The organism is Sphingorhabdus sp., from assembly GCF_040079335.1.
Taxonomy (GTDB): Bacteria; Pseudomonadota; Alphaproteobacteria; order Sphingomonadales; family Sphingomonadaceae; genus Sphingorhabdus_B.
Genome location: NZ_JBEBKL010000050.1, coordinates 1 through 16,379, shown reverse-complemented (window position 1 = coordinate 16,379; position 16,379 = coordinate 1). Strand labels below are relative to the sequence as shown.

Genomic DNA, 16,379 nt, shown 5'->3' with positions numbered 1-16,379 from the left:
CTCAACCACGCGCTGGCGGCTTTTACCGGGCAGCAAGTGGCCGGACTGCTCGACGCGCCCTGGTTCCGCTGGGCGGTCGCCCTCGGTTTTGTCGCGATGACCTTATGGACGCTGGTGCCAGACAAGATTGACGAGGATGAGGGTGAGGTCAGCCATAAGGGCAGCGTCTTCCTGACCACCGCCATCGCCTTTTTCTTCGTCGAGATGGGCGACAAGACCCAGGTGGCGACCGTTGCGCTGGGCGCGCAATATCAATCTGTGTTCGCGGTCGCGGCGGGCACCACGCTCGGCATGATGCTGGCCAATGTGCCTGCGGTTTATCTCGGCGAGGAACTGGTGAAGCGGGTGCCGCTGCATGTGATGCGATGGATTGCGGCCGGGTTGTTTCTGGCGCTAGGTGCGTGGCAGATATGGGTTCTGATGGCCTAGGCGGGTTGCACCCCGGCCTCCCCCCTGCTAGCGGCGCGCGCACGGTTTTACGCAAAGGTTCTCCCATGAAAGATTCGGTCAAACGTGTTGTCCTTGCCTATTCGGGCGGTCTCGACACCAGTGTCATCCTGAAATGGCTGCAGGTCGAATATGGTTGTGAGGTCGTGACCTTCACCGCCGATCTGGGGCAGGGTGAGGAGCTGGAACCTGCGCGCGCCAAGGCGGTGCTGATGGGTATCCCTGATCACCACATCTATATCGACGATCTGCGCGAGGAATTTGTCCGCGATTTCGTCTTCCCGATGATGCGCGCCAATGCGCGCTATGAGGGCGATTATCTGCTCGGCACCTCGATCGCGCGCCCGCTGATTTCTAAGAGGCTGATCGAGATCGCTGCCGAAACCGGGGCCGATGCCATCGCGCATGGCGCGACCGGCAAGGGCAATGATCAGGTGCGGTTCGAACTGTCGGCCTACGCGCTCAACCCAGACATCAAGGTGATCGCCCCGTGGCGCGAATGGGATTTGACCAGCCGCACCCGTCTGATCGAATGGGCCGAGCAGCACCAGATTCCGGTGCCGAAGGACAAGCGCGGCGAAAGCCCTTTTTCGACCGACGCGAACCTGTTGCACACCTCATCTGAGGGCAAATGCCTTGAAGATCCGTGGGATGAAACCCCTGACTATGTCTATTCGCGCACCGTCAATCCGGAAGATGCGCCCGATACGCCGGAATATATCACTATCGATTTTGAAAAGGGCGATGGCGTCGCATTGAATGGGCAAACGATGTCGCCCGCGACCCTGCTCGCCGCACTCAACGATCTCGGTCGCAAACATGGCATTGGTCGTCTCGATCTGGTCGAGAACCGCTTTGTCGGGATGAAGTCGCGCGGCATGTATGAAACGCCGGGAGGCGAAATCTACGCCCGCGCGCATCGTGGCATTGAAAGCATCACCTTGGACCGGGGTGCGGCGCACCTCAAGGATGAGCTGATGCCCAAATATGCAGAGCTGATCTATAACGGTTTCTGGTTCAGCCCCGAGCGTGAGATGCTGCAGGCGGCGATTGACCACAGCCAGACCAATGTCTCGGGCACGGTGCGGGTGAAACTGTACAAGGGCAGTGCCACGGTTGTTGGGCGCAAGTCGCCGAACAGCCTCTATTCGGAAAAGGTCGTGACCTTTGAAGACGATGCCGGTGCCTATGATCAGAAGGATGCGGCGGGCTTTATCAAACTGAACGCGCTGCGGTTGCGGCTGCTAGCGCGGCAGGGCAAGGATTGATAGAAGCGGTCCGCATGGACTGGCCGCTTTTCAACATCTGCCTGCTGACACTGATCATCCACCTGATCGGCGCGCTGGCCTATGCAGCGCGGATCGCGGGGGTGCGGACCAGCAAGATTGCGCTCAGTTTCGCCTTGTTCAACGTGCTCGTGTTGGTCTCACGGACTTCGAACAGTTTCCTCGGTCCCTTCCTTGCCAAGCGGATCGAGAACGCGATTGCGAACGGGACGGGCGAACGGCTGTTGATGGACATGCGGCTGGTGCTGCTTGCGGCGACGGTTGCAACGGTGCTGGGTGCGCTGGCGGTGCCAACGGTGCAGCGCTGGTTCACCGCCGCAATCGCTGATTTCCAGCATCATCGCTCGGTCGCCAAGCTGCTATGGAGCGCGTTGACGCCCAAGGGCATGAAGACCGTAGTGAAGGCGGTCAAACTGCCAAGCAGCCAGCATCTCAAACTTTGGACCAAACCTGCCGCGGTTTCGTGGCGGGTGATTGCGATGAATGTGGTTGCGCAAGCCCTGCTGACGGTCGGCGTTATCGCTTCACTTTATGCCGGTTACCTTCACCCCGAGTTCCGTGTCACTGCATCGCAATTATCGGCGGTGGTCAACGGTTTTGCGACAATCCTGCTGTTCGTCCTTATTGACCCGCAGCTGTCGGTAATGACCGACGATGTCGTCGAGGGCCGCGTCAGCCAGCCTGAATATCGCCGCACCATTGTGTGGCTATCGATGAGCCGGATTGCCGGCACCCTCTTGGCGCAGGCGATGCTGGTTCCAGCAGCGGCGTTTATCGTCTGGGTGGCGGTACGCGTGTAGGCGGTTTGGCAATCGCTTTCTTAACCCTTTTCCGCTATTTGCGCGGGCTGTGAGCAAGGCACAAACCGCAAGCGCCGATCCGCGCCCGACCTCCGCCGTTAGCACCGCAGTCGGCCTCGCTGGACTCGTGGGGTTGGCGCTGTGGATCGTGATCGCGCGCAACTTCGGCAGCATCGCCACCAGCCTCGGCTATCCCGGCTTTCCCGAACGCGCCGACGGGGCTTATTCGGCATTGGTCGCGGTCGCCGCTTGTGGATTGCCAATGGTGCTGTGGTCGCTCTTCGTCGATAAAGTGTATCGTCGTCGCTCGACCGGGCTCGATTGGTCGCTCAAACGTCCGGTTGCCGATGTACTCGACACCAGCATCATCAAGATCGCCGGTCTGTGGGCAACATGGGCGGGGATTGCCGCGCTTTACATGCTCTGCCGCTGGTATTGGGCAGGCAATTATCTGTTCTCGATGGAGGTCTTCACCCTCATCGCCATTCCGCTGGTGATCGCGTCGGTGCCTTATGTTGTCTGGCTCGACCGCTACATGGACCATCCGCGCGATGGCGGCTGGCACTTCGGGGCGTGGATTGCCGGGCGCGACGATTGGGATGGCGAAGAAATCCGCCACCATCTGCGAGCCTGGGCGGTGAAGGGCTTTTTCCTCGCCTTCATGGTCTCGATCGTGCCGCCGGGTTTCCGTGATCTGGTGAACATGAATTTTAACGAGGTCTGGCAGAACCCGGTGTGGCTGGCCAATGCGCTGATCACGACGATGTTCGTGGTCGACGTGCAGTTTGCGACCGTTGGCTATGCGATGACAATGAAGCCATTGGATGCGCATATCCGCACAGCCAATCCCTATCTGTCTGGCTGGGTTGCGGCGTTGATATGCTATCCGCCCCTCATATTGATGAACAATGGCGGGCCGCTCGACTATCATGTCGCGACCAGCGATTGGGCCTATTGGTTCGAAGGGCAGACGGCGCTGCTGTGGGCGTGGGGCGTTGTTCTCGTCATCCTCACCGCCATTTATGCCTGGGCAACCGTGGCCTTTGGCCTGCGCTTTTCGAACCTCACGCACCGCGGTATTTTGACCCACGGTCCTTATAGTTGGACCAAGCATCCCGCCTATGTCAGCAAAAATGCCTACTGGTGGCTGGCGACCATGCCCTTCCTCGTCACCACTGGCAGCCTGACCGATATGGTGCGCAATACGGCGCTGCTCGCGCTGGTGAGCGCCGTCTATTATTGGCGCGCAAAGACCGAGGAAAAGCATCTGATGCCCGATCCCGCATATGCCGAATATGCGGCATGGATGGACCGCAACGCGCCGGTCACGCGATGCTTCAATCGGTTGCGCGCGCTTCTCGGTTCAAGGGTCAGAACGAACGCCCCGGCGCAGCCTGCCGAATAAGGGGTTTAATCGTTCGATTAATATGATAGCTTCGACTCACTTTAGAGGAGGAGAATCGGCCATGCATGATATGGTAATTCGCGGCGGAACGATCGTCGACGGCACAGGCGCAACGCGCTTTACGGGCGATATTGCTATCGACAACGGGCTGATCAGCCAGGTGGGCAAGGTCAGCGGTAGCGGCAAGGAAGAGATTGATGCAGCCGGAATGGTTGTCGCTCCCGGCTGGGTCGATGTGCACACCCATTATGATGGCCAGGCCACCTGGGATCCGGAAATGGCCCCGTCGAGCTGGCATGGTGTGACCACGGTCATCATGGGCAATTGTGGCGTGGGTTTTGCTCCTGCTAAGCCCGACCGCCACGAATGGCTGATCAGCCTGATGGAAGGTGTCGAGGATATTCCGGGCACCGCGCTGTCCGAAGGCATGAGCTGGAACTGGGAAACCTTCCCTGAATATCTGGACGAGCTTGAGCGTATGCCGCGCACTGTCGATATTGGCACGCATGTTCCGCACGGTGCGGTCCGCGCCTATGTGCTTGGCGACCGCGAACAGCCGGGTGCCATTCCCACCACCGAAGACATTGCCGAAATGTCGCGCATCGTTGAGGAAGGCGTTCGCGCAGGGGCGCTGGGCTTTTCAACCTCGCGTACGGTGCTGCACCGCTCGATCGACGGAGAACTCGTTCCCGGCACCACGGCGACCGCAGAAGAGCTGATCGAAATCGGCCGCGGCATGGGCCGAGTCGGTTATGGCGTGTTCGAAATGGCGTCCGATCTGATGCGCGAATGGGATGAATTTGGCTGGATGGGCAAATTGAGCCGCGAGACCGGCCTGCCTGTCACCTTTGCGGCACTCCAGTCGATTGCCAAAGAACAGCCGCTCGAAGAGCAAATCGAACGCATGCGTGCCGAAAATGATAATGGCGCCAATATCGTTGCGCAGATCGCGCTGCGTGGCAACGGCATCATCATGGCGTGGCAGGGTACCGTTCATCCCTTCCGTCTGCGCTCCAGTTGGCAGGCGATTGCCGAACTGCCCTGGGCTGAGCAGAAGGCCAAATTGCTTGACCCTGCGTTCAAGGCACAATTGCTCTCGGAAGAAGATGATTACAGCGAAGTGCCCGAGGAAATACGCGGTGTTCTCGCAGTTGTTGCTTCCGGGTGGACGATGCAGTTCGAAATGGATGACGATTTCGACTATGAACCGCAACAGGATGCCAGCATCGCGACACTTTCTGCTGCCAAGGGCGTTTCGCCTGCCGAATATGCCTATGACATGTTGTGTGCAAATGATGGCACCGGTTTCATCTATCTGCCGCTGCTCAACTATGCCGACGGCAATCTCGACTTCCTTGAGGCGCTGCAGGAATCGGACGATACGGTGAACTCGCTTTCGGATGGCGGTGCGCATTGCGGCACCATCTGTGACGCAGCCTCGCCGACCTTCATGCTCCAGCATTGGGTGCGCGATCGCAAACGCGGCAAGCGGATCAGCCTGGAAAATGCCGTGAAGCGCCAGTGCCGCGATACGGCGGTGCTCTATGGTCTCGAAGATCGCGGTGTGTTGGCCCCCGGCTATCTGGCCGATCTCAACATCATCGACCTCGATAAGGTCAAGCTGGGCAAGCCCTGGCTGGCTTTCGACTTGCCGGCTGGCGGCAAGCGTCTGTTGCAAAAGGCCGATGGCTATGTCTGCACGATCAAATCGGGCCAGGTCACCTTCAAAAATGGCGAATGCCTTGGCGTCTATCCCGGCGGGCTCATCCGTGGTCCGCAACGTGTGGAAATGGCCATCGCTGCCGAATAAGCGTCGTCATCAGGAACGGAATTTTGGGGCGTCCTGCGGGGCGCCCCATTTTTTTCGTGCCTAATTTTTGTTTAACCGCGCATCGCGTCAGGAAGTTAACCAGCAATCGCGATAAGTTTCTTCACTAGAAAAAATGGTCTTTTGTTCAGGAGGAAAAAATGTCGCCCGACACCACAATGGTAGCCATAACATCGCTCGGCTTTGCTTCGGTGTTTCTCGCGCTGGTGATCGGGCTGACCGATGGCGATGCAAAATCTATCGTTGCCTCCGTTTCAAACCTGACACCCGCCGCTCGCAAGCAGGCCCAGATAGCGCATTTGGACTATCTTACTGGTGTCGCCGATGAGGCGATTGAGGCTCGCCGCAACGGCAAGAAGCTGGGCCGTTGGGAAGGCGAACGTTAATTCAGATATCCGGGGACGATCTGGTCCACCACGGCTAGCCACCACGCAGGCGCCGTCATCTAGTTCCCGGACCATAGCGGTCGTGCCAGCCCCCCGGCACGACCGCTTTTTTGTGCCTAGTTCTCGCGCGGACCGCGATCATGGTTGCGCGGCGCGCGCGGTTGGTCGCCGCTAGGGCGCGCCATGCGCGGTTGTTGCGCAGGAGCGGGCGCCGGAGGCGGTGTGGCGGTGCCCTGCGAAGTTTGCGGAGATGATGGAGCTTTCCAGTTACGCCGCTCACCTTCGCCGCCGCGTCGCCAACTGCCCCGGTCACCGCGCGCAGGCGGCTGGGCTTGGGGTGTTGCTACAGGCGGAACTTGCTGCACGGCACCCTGTCCGTTTTGCTGCCAATCGCGACGTCGTTCGCCGCGGCCCTCACCGCGACGGCTTTCGCGCCGACGGTCACGCTGCCCGATATCGGGTTGACCATTGCCGACCGCATTGGGATCACGATAACCATCGCGCGGGCGTCGGTCGTCGACACGGCCGCCATGCTGTTCGGGCCAGCCAATATTGCCATTGGCCCCGCCATTATAGTTACGCCGGTTGTCGTGGCCGCGGCGTCCGTCATGGCCGTCACGGTTGCGATGATGCTCGCGATACCATTCGTGGCGACGCCCGGCCCAATAGCGACGGTGGTTGTCGTGCATGTTGTAGCGCCGACCGCCCCGGTCAAAAATGTAGAAGCCATAGCCCGGATACCAGTAATCCTGATACCAGCCGCCGCCATAGCCGATATTGTAGAAACCGCCGCGATAGTCGCAGTCATAATAATTATCGAACGGGCTGTAAGGGTCGCAGCCATAGCCATCGTCATAATAGCTGTAGTCGTCATCATAATAACCAAGGCCGACCCCGGCATCATAATAGCAGGCCGAAAGCCCCATTGTCGCGATACCGAGCGCTGCTATCCGCGCTGCCAATTTTGCACGCATTCCCGTCATATGACTTACCCCAATATGTACCTGTCGGCTCTGTTTCCCAGCTGGCCGATTCGCAGGCACGGTCCATCGTAAGTTGCGAATTGCGCTTCGCCAGTTGAATTGCATCTGAATGCGCCTGTTGGCTGGCGTTCAGCTTTGTAAAGTCGTTGCTTTGAGTTTGTTTCAGTTGCACTGAAATGGTCCCGGCACCAGCCTGCTCTCCCACCCGGCCTCCCAATCAGGATATGCGATGGGAGGCCGGGTGGGGGAGTGGGCTGGTGCCGCTTCCACGTGAGTGGCACAAACGCGAGCGCGCTTGCACCTTGTTAACACTGATGGCAGTAAGAGCTTAATCAAACAATTAAAACAGACCGGAGACCCCCATGGGCCTTGCCAGCAGCGAAGCCGCTAACCCGCATTGGATAAAGCGTGCTGCGCCCCATGCCCTTGAGCATATTCCGGGTGAGAATGGACCGCCTATTATCGGCAACACCTTCCGCCTGTTGCGCGATCCACCGGCGTTCAACCGGCAGATGATCGAGAAATATGGCAAGGTTTACCGGACCCGGGCATTTGGTGCGGTGAACCTATCGCTGATCGGGGCGGAGGCGAATGAGCTGATGCTGTTCGATCGCGATAAACTGTTCTCGTCTGAACAGGGCTGGGGACCGGTGCTTAACCTGCTCTTCCCGCGCGGATTAATGCTGATGGATTTCGACCATCACCGCATGGACCGCCGCGCGCTCGGTATAGCTTTCAAGCCAGAGCCGATGCGCGGCTATGTTGCCGACATGAACCGCATCTTTGCCGAGCAACTGCTCAAATGGCGCGGCGACATGCTGTTCTATCCGGCGATCAAGCAATTGACGCTCGATGTTGCCGCCGATGCCTTCCTTGGCGTGCCGCTGGGGCCAGAGGCGGATAAGATCAACAAGGCCTTTGTCGACATGGTGGCCGCGTCAATCTCGCCGGTGCGTCGTCCCTTGCCTTTCACGCAGATGGGTCGCGGTGTCGCCGGGCGGAATTATTTGATCAACTATTTCGGCCCGCAGATCGAGGAACGCCGCCGCAACCCCAACCGGCAGGATATGTTCAGCCAATTCTGTCGCGCGACCCGCGATGACGGGCAATATATGACCGATGGCGAAATCATCGACCATATGAACTTCCTGATGATGGCGGCGCATGACACGATCACTTCGTCGGTGACCTCGATGATCTGGCTGCTCGCCAAAAATCCGGAATGGCAGGAAAAAGTTCGGACCGAATGTCTGTCCATTGCGCCTGCCGGTAGTGCGATTTCCTCCGATCAACTCGATGCTTTTGAACTGACCGAATATGCCTTTAAGGAATCGCTCCGGCTGATCCCGCCAGTGCCCTCAATCCCGCGCCGCGCGCTCAAGGATTTCGAGTTTATGGGCTATAAGATTCCGGCGGGTACAACCGTCAGCATCAATCCCACGGTCACGCATATGATGCCCGAATATTGGGAGAATCCGGAATTCTTCGATCCGCTGCGCTTCACGCCGGAAAATTCAAAGGGGCGGCACAAATATGCTTGGGTGCCTTTCGGCGGTGGCGCGCACATGTGCCTTGGTCTGCATTTCGCATATATGCAGATGAAACTGTTCATCCATCATCTGCTGACACAAGTGCGGGTGGAGGTGGCGGAGGGCTATGATCCAGCATGGCAGGCTTGGCCGATCCCGAAGCCCAAGGATGGGCTCCGGGTGCGGATGGTGCCGCTTTAGAGCACGATGCATATACAATACCGTAGCCCTGAGCCTGTCGAAGGGCGCCTAGAGGTTTGCGCAAGGGCTGAAAACGCCCTTCGACAAGCTCAGGGCTGCGGTAATGTTTTAACCCGTTAGCATCTATTTCTGCGAAGCAATCCAGCCGTTGACCTGCTCTTCCAGCACGTCGAGCGGTACCGGCCCGGATTTCAACACAGTATCGTGAAAACCGCGCACGTCGAACTTCTTGCCCAGCGCTTTTTGTGCCTTGTCGCGCAGTTCGCTGATCTTCAGGCGACCGACCATATAGGCGGTCGCCTGGCCCGGGTAGATGATGTAGCGCTCGATCGCCTTCACAATCCCGCCGGGCGCATCGGCCGAATTATCCTCGACATATTTGATAGCTTGTTCGCGCGTCCAGCGCTTGTGGTGGAGACCTGAGTCAACCACCAGGCGAATTGCCCGGTGCAGTTCGAGCTGCAACCGTCCGAAATCACGCGCCGGATCGGTGTAGAGCCCCATATCCTTGGCGAGTTTTTCCGAATAGAGGCCCCAGCCTTCGGAATAAGCGGTTACCCCGCCGAATTTCCGGAAAGCGGGCACATCTTTCAGCTCGGTTTGGATCGCGAGCTGCAAATGGTGGCCGGGGACGCCTTCATGGTAGAACAGAGCCTCAACCTCGGTTAGCGGCATGTCCGACATTTTATACAGGTTCGCATAATAGGTTCCGGGGCGCGAACCATCGGGCGAGGGGCGCTGATAAAATGCCTTTCCAGCCGATTTCTCACGGAAGGCTTCAACGGGTTTCACCACCAAAGGCGCCTGCGGCAGCACACCGAACCATTTGGGCAGCAACGGCTTGACCGCATCATAGGCCTTTTGCGTTTCGGCCAGATAGAGTGCGCGGCCCTCCGCGCCGTCGGGCGCATAGAATTTGGGGTTGGTCCGCATATGGTTGAAATAGGCCTTGAGGTCGCCCTTCACGCCCATTTTCTTTTGCACGACCTGCATTTCCTTATGGATGCGCGCGACCTGTGCGAGGCCCAGTTCGTGGATCTGGTCCGGCGTCATATCGGTAGTGGTGTAATTGGCGAGCAGCTGCGCGTAATAGCCAGCACCATCCTTGAACCGCCATATGCCGTCATCGGTTCCGGCGACTTTTTCTTGCGCGGTCATTTCGGTGATCAGCGCTTCATAGGCGGGTTTGACCGATGCATTCAGCGCCTGCGCCGCATCGGCGACCAGCAGTTCCTTCTCGGTCTGGCTGATCGCAAGCTTGGCAACCTTGTCCTTGAAATCGGCGAAGAGCGGGGCGTCAGGACCATCGCCAAAAGGTGCACCGGTAATCACATTACGTGCGTCGCTTATGACATAAGGGTAAACCCATTTGGGCGGCATGATGCCGTCGGCGGCGCGTGATCTGGCCTGCCCGATAGCTTCGTTCAGGGCAGGGCCGATGCCATAGAGGCGATTGATATAGGCGCGCGCATCCGATTTGTTGTCGATCCGATGGATGTTGATCAGGAAGGCCGGAATCTGGCTCTGCGCCCCGTTCATCTGATCGAAGATGTAACCATAATCTCTATATTTGAAGGCAGCCTCGCTGCGCGCGGTACGCTTTTCAAACAGGCGATAGGACAGGCGGTTTTCTAGAGAAAGCTTGGCCGGGTTAAAGCGCGCGCGCATTTCCTTGAGTGCTGAGCGGTCTGCTTCGATATCGCGCGCCTCGGCGGCCTCGGAGCCGTCGTCCCACCGACCATAATCGCTGTCCTTGATGCCACGATAGGATTTGCCCAAGGGCGATCGTGAGAGTTGTTCGGCGTCGACTTCCTCGAAAAAGGCCATGATGGCCGCGTTCTGGTCAGTTTCGACTGCTTGTGTGGCAGGTGTTGTTTGCGCGACAGAAGGCGCACTGACGCCCAAGCTGGCGACTGCAATGGCGAAGGCGGAAAGGGCAGTTCTGGTGACGCGCATGGGGAGGCTCCGGGGTTGTTGACCTAAGGGAGCTTTACCAGCGGTGGGCAGGATAAGAATACGCTATTTCTACGCTGGTCGAATGGCGACGCGCTTTTATCGAAGCCCAACCTTAGCCGCTGTTCCGAAGAGCCGTCGCCACCGCGTTGATTGTCAACTGGATGCCTTCGGCGATGCGCGGATCGTCTTCACCCGCGCGGTGGCGCTTCATCAGTTCGATCTGCAGATGGTTCAGCGGTTCGATATAGGGCAGGCGCAGGCGGATTGAATTGTTGAGCGAGGGGCTGGCCTCCAGCAGTGCCGATTGCGAAGTTGCGTCTAGTAGACTGTCATGCGCCGCATTCCATCCCGACTGGATTTCGCCAAACAGCCGGTCGGCAAGCGCGCGATCCTCGACCAAGGTCGCGTAATGCGCGGCGATTTCCATATCGGATTTTGCCAGCACCATTTCCATATTGGCTAAGATAGTCTGAAAGAATGGCCAGCTTTCAGCCATCGCGCGCAGCAGCCCCTTGTCTTCGAAGCCCGCAAGTGCCTGTCCGGCACCATACCAGCCCGGCAGCATCACCCGGGCCTGTGCCCAGCTGAACACCCAGGGGATGGCGCGCAAATCCTCTATCCGGTCATTCGCCTTGCGGCTGGAGGGGCGAGAGCCGATTTTGAGCGTCGCGATCTCCGAGATCGGCGTCATCTGCCTGAAGAAGATGTTGAAGCCGTCGGTTTCGTAAACCAGCCCGCGATAGGCGGCAAAGGCATGGGCCGACAGTTGGTTCATCGCCGCCGAAAAGCGGGCGGCGTCGGCAACCGGCACGGGGTCCGGCTCAAGCGACGCGAGCAGTGTTGCAGACGCGATGGTTTCCAGATTGGCCACAGCATTGTCGACTGTGCCATATTTGGCAGCGATAACTTCGCCCTGTTCGGTGATGCGGATGCGCCCGTTGACGGTGCCGCGCGGTTGCGCCTGAATGGCACCAAATGCCGAACCGCCCCCGCGCCCGACCGCGCCGCCGCGTCCGTGGAACAGCTGCATGGTGACACCTGCCGCTTCGAACACGGGTGCCAGCGCTAGCGAGGCTTGATTGAGGCCCCAAGTCGACGTCAGATAGCCGCCATCCTTGTTCGAATCCGAATAGCCGATCATCACTTCCTGATGCCCGCGCGCCTTCGCCAGCGCCTGCATTTCAGGCAGCGCGAAGAAGGCCGTCATGATGGCGGGAGCAGCCTCAAGGTCGCCGATGGTTTCGAACAACGGCACGACCATGATTGGTGCTTCGGCTTTGCCATTAGGGTCGAAGCGATAAAGACCTGCTTCTTTCAGCAGCACATAGACTTCGAGCAGATCGGACAGGCTGGTCGTCTTGCTGATGATATAATTAGTGATGGCACCGCGCCCGAATATGTCGTGGGCATGTGCCGCTGCGTGCAGGATGGCGAGCTCGCTACTGGCTTCCTCGCCCAATGCCGTGGCTGCTCCGCCCAACGGCCGGTTGTGCACCAGTTCTTTGGTCAGCAGGGCGATACGCGCTTCCTCGTCGAGATCGAGATAGGCGAGTTCAACCCCGGCCTCGCGCAGCAGTTCGGCGACCACTCGTTCGTGCACATCGCTATTCTGGCGCAGGTCAAGCGTTGCCAGATGAAAGCCGAAGGTTTCGACTGCGCGGATCAGCCGCGCCAAAGCACCCCCGCTGGAAAGCGCGCCCTTACCTTCGGAGGCGAGCGCCGAGGCGATGGCGATAAGGTCGCGGCGAAAGCTGTCAGGAGACGAATAGGACTTGCCTGCCAATCGTGAGGGCCGTGGCGGCGCTTCGCCGACAATCTGGACATAAGTTGCCGCCAGCCGCGCATAGATGCCGGACAGGGCACGGCGATAGGGTTCGTCCGCGCGACTTGCTGCGATGTCGCCGCTCGCTTCGGCCAGATCGAGCACCGCCTGCGGCACATGCGCGAGTTCGGACGAGATCGATATTTCCGCGCCCAAATGGTGGACGCATTCGAGATAATGGCCAAGCGCGGTTGCCGCCCCACGCGACAAGGCATTGTCGAGTGTTTGGGCATTGACGAACGGGTTGCCATCGCGGTCGCCGCCGATCCAGCTGCCGAGCCGCAGGAAAGAAGGCGGGCGAGCCCCCAGGTCGCGTTCCCAGCGCGCATAAAGCTTGGGCAGCGCGACGAGGAAGACGTCCTCCATATAGGCGCGTGCATTTTCGATTTCGTCGGCGACCACCAGTTTTTCGCGGCGCAGCGGCCGAGTCTGCCAAAGGAGTGCGATCTGGCGGTAAATGGCTTCGTCGATACGGTCGCCCGATTCGGTCACATCCTGCCCGTTGTCGCGCAGGCGCATCAGCGCCGCTATCCGGTTCTTGTGATCGATCATGCTCTTGCGGCGGACTTCGGTAGGGTGCGCGGTGAGAACGGGGACTATCAGGCTTTGGCCGAGCAGTTCGCCGACCTGATCGGCGCTGATGCCCTCGGCACGCAGCCGCTCGACCGCCTCCGCAAGTGTCGCCCCACCCTCTTGCAGATTGGATTGCCGGTCCTCGGCCAGATTGGCGAGCAGCGAGAAGAGCATGAAGCCGCGAACAAAGGAAATGGTGTCATCAAGACTCAAGGCCTCCAGCCCGGTGTCGACCGCGCCTTCAACGCCGCGATGCCGGTCGACACTTGCCGCGCGGATATATTCGGTCTGGCGGAACAGTTTCTCGCCGCCATAAGCACGGATAACATCGCCCAGCATCTTGCCGAGAAACCGGATATCCGGGTTTTGCTGGATGGGCTGCGGCGCGGTTCGGTTCATGCGCAGCAGAATTGCTGCAGTGCAGCGTGCCGTCAAGCGACATAGCTATGCAGGCAGATCAACTTATCAGGCGCGCCAAAGCCTCGATTTCAGCGGTTTGCGCGGCAACGTCTTTTGCCATTTGCGATTGCGGTAGGGCGAGGAGGCCGAGCAGGCCCGAATCGGCGCCTTTCTCTCGCTCCGCTGCGATCAGCTTGTCGAGATCGGAAAGTGCCGCAACCGAATCGCCGCGCTTCACGTCAAGGCGGGAGAGTTCGACCTGCGCGGCTGCCCAGCTCTCGGAGCCTGCGGCAGCGCCGGCAGCGGCTTGCGCGGAAGCCCTTGCGGCACCAGCGGCGTTTCGGAAAGCCGAATCAGCCTTTTGGTGTCTGACTATCAAGGCATCGACTGCCGCTGCGAGCTCGGCAGGCAAAGCGGAGCTGACTTGTTCGGCAACTGGAGCCGGTTCGGTAACCGGCTCGGTAGTTTCATAGGGCCGCTTTGCGAGTGATGGGAACTCGCCATCGGGCAGCGAACAGCCGCTGACCAGCATTGCGGCTAGGATTGGGAGCGAACAGGCGCTATGTTTGAAACTGAACATGTGTCGGGTTTAGGCGGCCCGCCAAGCACAGGCAAGCGCGCGACACACATGCGCTAAAAACCGCCGATATTTGCGGCAAAGGCCGTTGACAAAGCCGACTCAATACACTAGCTGCGCGCCTTCCAATGCGGGCCTTCGGGACTCGCGTCTTGTTGTTGCGCGTTGGAAATGCCCGTTAAACTGGGTGCAAAGCAGATATATAGAGATTGAGATAAAGCCATGTTCGCTATCGTGCGCACAGGCGGCAAGCAGTATCGCGTCGCCGCCGGAGACAAGATCGCAGTTGAAAAGCTGCCCGGAAACGCTGGTGACACCGTGTCGCTGGACGATGTGTTGCTCGCGGGCGACGGTGGCGAAGTCAAGGACGCCAAGGGTCTGGTCGTTTCGGCCGAGATCATTGCGCAGGAACGTGGCGAAAAGGTCATCGTTTTCAAGAAGCGCCGTCGGCACAATTATCGCCGCAAGCAGGGCCATCGCCAGTCGCTGACGCTGCTGCGTATAACTGCTGTTGGTGGCGCCGCGCCCAAAAAGGCTGCTGCCCCCAAGGCTGAAAAAGTTGAAGCTGCGGCAGATGCCGCTCCCGCCAAAAAGGCCGCGCCGAAAAAGGCCGCAGCCAAGACAGCCGAATAAGAGCTTAGGAGTTTAGACCATGGCACATAAAAAAGCAGGTGGTTCCAGCCGTAACGGTCGCGACTCAGCAGGTCGTCGCCTTGGCGTGAAGAAGTTCGGCGGTCAGGAAGTGATCGGCGGTAACATTATCGTGCGTCAGCGCGGGACCAAAGTGTACCCGGGCGCTGGCGTTGGCATGGGCAAGGACCACACCCTCTTCGCACTCGTCGAAGGTCGCGTCCGATTCCACGCCGGCAAACTCGGCCGCAAATATGTGTCGGTGGACACTATGGCGATGGCAGCCGAATAACATAGGACAATCGATAAAGGGTTGTCCGTCTGGATGACCCGGGGGGTGGTAACGCCTTCCATCGCGCAAGGGAGACGGGTCATCCGGCTCCCTTTCTTTTTGCCCCATTCTCCCTGCACCCCACCCCGTTCGGGATGGCATGTTTCACAAGGCTGTCACTAAAGAGTTCCAAGGGGCAGCCGTCAGGTCAGGAGAGAGACCATGTTCGCGAGAACCGAAAGACTGTTGTTGAGACCCAGTTGGCCCGAAGATGCAGGCCAACTCTATCGTGCGATTGCCGATGAAGGCATTGTGCGCAACCTTGCGCGCGCGCCCTGGCCTTATACCAAGGATGATGCCGCATGGTTTGCCGGGCTGGAGCATTCGGAAATGTTCCCCAACTTCATGCTGATGTTGCGCACCGATGGCGCGCCGAAACTCATCGGATCCTGTGGTCTGGGTGAACGCGATGGCGAAGCGGAGTTGGGATACTGGATCGCGCGCCCCTATTGGGGGAATGGTTTTGCCGCTGAGGCAGCGAAAGCCGTTGTCGACGTGGCCAAGGCGCTTGGATATCGCAAGCTGGTGTCGGGGCACTTCACCGACAATCCCGCATCGGGTCGCGTGCTGCGCAAGGTCGGCTTTCGTCCGCTTGGCCGCGTCGAGAATCGCTACAGCGTTGCACGCCGTCAGGAGGTGACTTGCGCGCTGTTTGAAAAAATGCTCGCGGACGGCGACGCTGAAACTGATGGCACTCGCCCGGTGATGCGTGCCAACCGTGAACCTATGCAGATGGCGATGCCGAGGGCTGCTTAGGCGACGTTAACAAGGCCTTCTATGGCAGATGGGCGTGTACGCACGACGTCGCCCGTCGACCCTTCAGTCACCAGCTTGATGGCCGCGAGCATATTCTCTCCACGAACCAAAAGCTCGCGGTCGTCAATCTGGTGCGGATGGAAGCCGGGGCGGAAAAATTCGGCCCATGGGCCCATTACATTCCGCCCGATCGCACCCTTAGCAAATCCGTGGCGGATGCATTTCCACCAGCCCTTCGGTTTGGACATACCATCCTGGCACAGCAACTCGACCTGGCCGCGCGTGCGGTTGATGAAGAAGCTGAACGATACCGCGAGCAGCAGCGCGCTGCGGGTCAGCCAGCGCCGCGCGCCGCTCCACTCGCGGGTCGCAAACATCCAGACGTCGAAGGCAACCGCCTTATGCTCGACCTCTTCGATCGCATGCCAGAGCCATAGCTTGCGCAGTTCGAGGTCGGTGCCTTCCAGATG

The 16,379-nt window shown here is 59.4% G+C and carries 15 protein-coding genes; 10 read left to right on the top strand and 5 right to left on the bottom strand.

The genetic code is table 11. The annotated features are described in order from the left end of the window. The 6 genes from ABL922_RS12230 to ABL922_RS12205 form a co-directional block, all read left to right on the top strand. Positions 1 to 429, top strand: a 429-nt coding sequence (locus ABL922_RS12230; protein WP_349024488.1) for a TMEM165/GDT1 family protein, incomplete at its 5' end; no start/stop codon positions are given. A gap of 65 nt (positions 430 to 494) precedes the next feature. After that, the gene (locus ABL922_RS12225; RefSeq protein ID WP_349024487.1) at positions 495 to 1,715 is read left to right on the top strand and encodes an argininosuccinate synthase; all 1,221 of its coding nucleotides are present in this window, start codon (positions 495 to 497) and stop codon (positions 1,713 to 1,715) included. Positions 1,716 to 1,729: 14 nt separating this feature from the next. After that, positions 1,730 to 2,533, top strand: a complete 804-nt coding sequence (locus ABL922_RS12220) for a lipid II flippase Amj family protein (RefSeq protein ID WP_349024486.1) — start codon at positions 1,730 to 1,732, stop codon at positions 2,531 to 2,533. A 49-nt stretch (positions 2,534 to 2,582) separates the two neighbouring features. Next, on the top strand, positions 2,583 to 3,938 hold the full coding sequence (locus ABL922_RS12215; RefSeq protein WP_349024485.1) for an isoprenylcysteine carboxylmethyltransferase family protein: 1,356 nt from the start codon (positions 2,583 to 2,585) through the stop codon (positions 3,936 to 3,938). Positions 3,939 to 3,999: 61 nt separating this feature from the next. After that, the gene (locus ABL922_RS12210) at positions 4,000 to 5,748 is read left to right on the top strand and encodes a D-aminoacylase (protein WP_349024484.1); all 1,749 of its coding nucleotides are present in this window, start codon (positions 4,000 to 4,002) and stop codon (positions 5,746 to 5,748) included. Positions 5,749 to 5,906: 158 nt separating this feature from the next. Next, a complete protein-coding gene (locus ABL922_RS12205; RefSeq protein WP_349024483.1) occupies positions 5,907 to 6,152 on the top strand; it encodes a hypothetical protein in 246 nt (81 codons plus the stop codon). Positions 6,153 to 6,268: 116 nt separating this feature from the next. Here ABL922_RS12205 and ABL922_RS12200 read toward each other — a convergent pair whose 3' ends face one another. Further along, positions 6,269 to 7,135 carry a hypothetical protein gene (locus ABL922_RS12200; RefSeq protein WP_349024482.1) on the bottom strand — a complete coding sequence of 289 codons (867 nt, stop codon included), beginning with the start codon at positions 7,133 to 7,135 and terminating at the stop codon, positions 6,269 to 6,271. Between the two features lie 362 nt (positions 7,136 to 7,497). Between ABL922_RS12200 and ABL922_RS12195 the strand changes: the two genes are divergently transcribed. Next, positions 7,498 to 8,865: a cytochrome P450 gene (locus ABL922_RS12195; protein WP_349024481.1), complete on the top strand. Its 1,368-nt coding sequence runs from the start codon at positions 7,498 to 7,500 to the stop codon at positions 8,863 to 8,865. Between the two features lie 123 nt (positions 8,866 to 8,988). Here the strand turns inward: ABL922_RS12195 and ABL922_RS12190 are convergent, their stop codons facing one another. The 3 genes from ABL922_RS12190 to ABL922_RS12180 all read right to left on the bottom strand — a co-directional run bounded on the left by ABL922_RS12190 (position 8,989) and on the right by ABL922_RS12180 (position 14,195). Further along, positions 8,989 to 10,821, bottom strand: coding sequence for a DUF885 domain-containing protein (locus ABL922_RS12190; RefSeq protein WP_349024480.1), 1,833 nt, complete (start codon positions 10,819 to 10,821; stop codon positions 8,989 to 8,991). 112 nt (positions 10,822 to 10,933) lie between these two features. Continuing rightward, the gene (gene ppc / locus ABL922_RS12185) at positions 10,934 to 13,615 is read right to left on the bottom strand and encodes a phosphoenolpyruvate carboxylase (RefSeq protein ID WP_349024479.1); all 2,682 of its coding nucleotides are present in this window, start codon (positions 13,613 to 13,615) and stop codon (positions 10,934 to 10,936) included. A gap of 58 nt (positions 13,616 to 13,673) precedes the next feature. After that, on the bottom strand, positions 13,674 to 14,195 hold the full coding sequence (locus tag ABL922_RS12180) for a hypothetical protein (protein ID WP_349024478.1): 522 nt from the start codon (positions 14,193 to 14,195) through the stop codon (positions 13,674 to 13,676). A 219-nt stretch (positions 14,196 to 14,414) separates the two neighbouring features. On the opposite strand from ABL922_RS12180, the gene rplU reads away from it, so the two are divergent. From rplU to ABL922_RS12165, 3 genes are all read left to right on the top strand, one after another. Further along, on the top strand, positions 14,415 to 14,825 hold the full coding sequence (gene rplU, locus ABL922_RS12175) for a 50S ribosomal protein L21 (RefSeq protein WP_324333930.1): 411 nt from the start codon (positions 14,415 to 14,417) through the stop codon (positions 14,823 to 14,825). Positions 14,826 to 14,844: 19 nt separating this feature from the next. After that, positions 14,845 to 15,114 (top strand): 50S ribosomal protein L27, encoded by a 270-nt coding sequence (rpmA, locus tag ABL922_RS12170; protein ID WP_115547506.1) that lies wholly within the window; start codon positions 14,845 to 14,847, stop codon positions 15,112 to 15,114. A gap of 201 nt (positions 15,115 to 15,315) precedes the next feature. Next, positions 15,316 to 15,909, top strand: a complete 594-nt coding sequence (locus tag ABL922_RS12165; RefSeq protein WP_349024477.1) for a GNAT family N-acetyltransferase — start codon at positions 15,316 to 15,318, stop codon at positions 15,907 to 15,909. Here the strand turns inward: ABL922_RS12165 and ABL922_RS12160 are convergent. Next, on the bottom strand, positions 15,906 to 16,379 hold a 474-nt coding region (locus ABL922_RS12160), incomplete at its 5' end, for a metal-dependent hydrolase (RefSeq protein WP_349024476.1). The two genes, ABL922_RS12165 and ABL922_RS12160, sit on opposite strands and share 4 nt — an antisense overlap.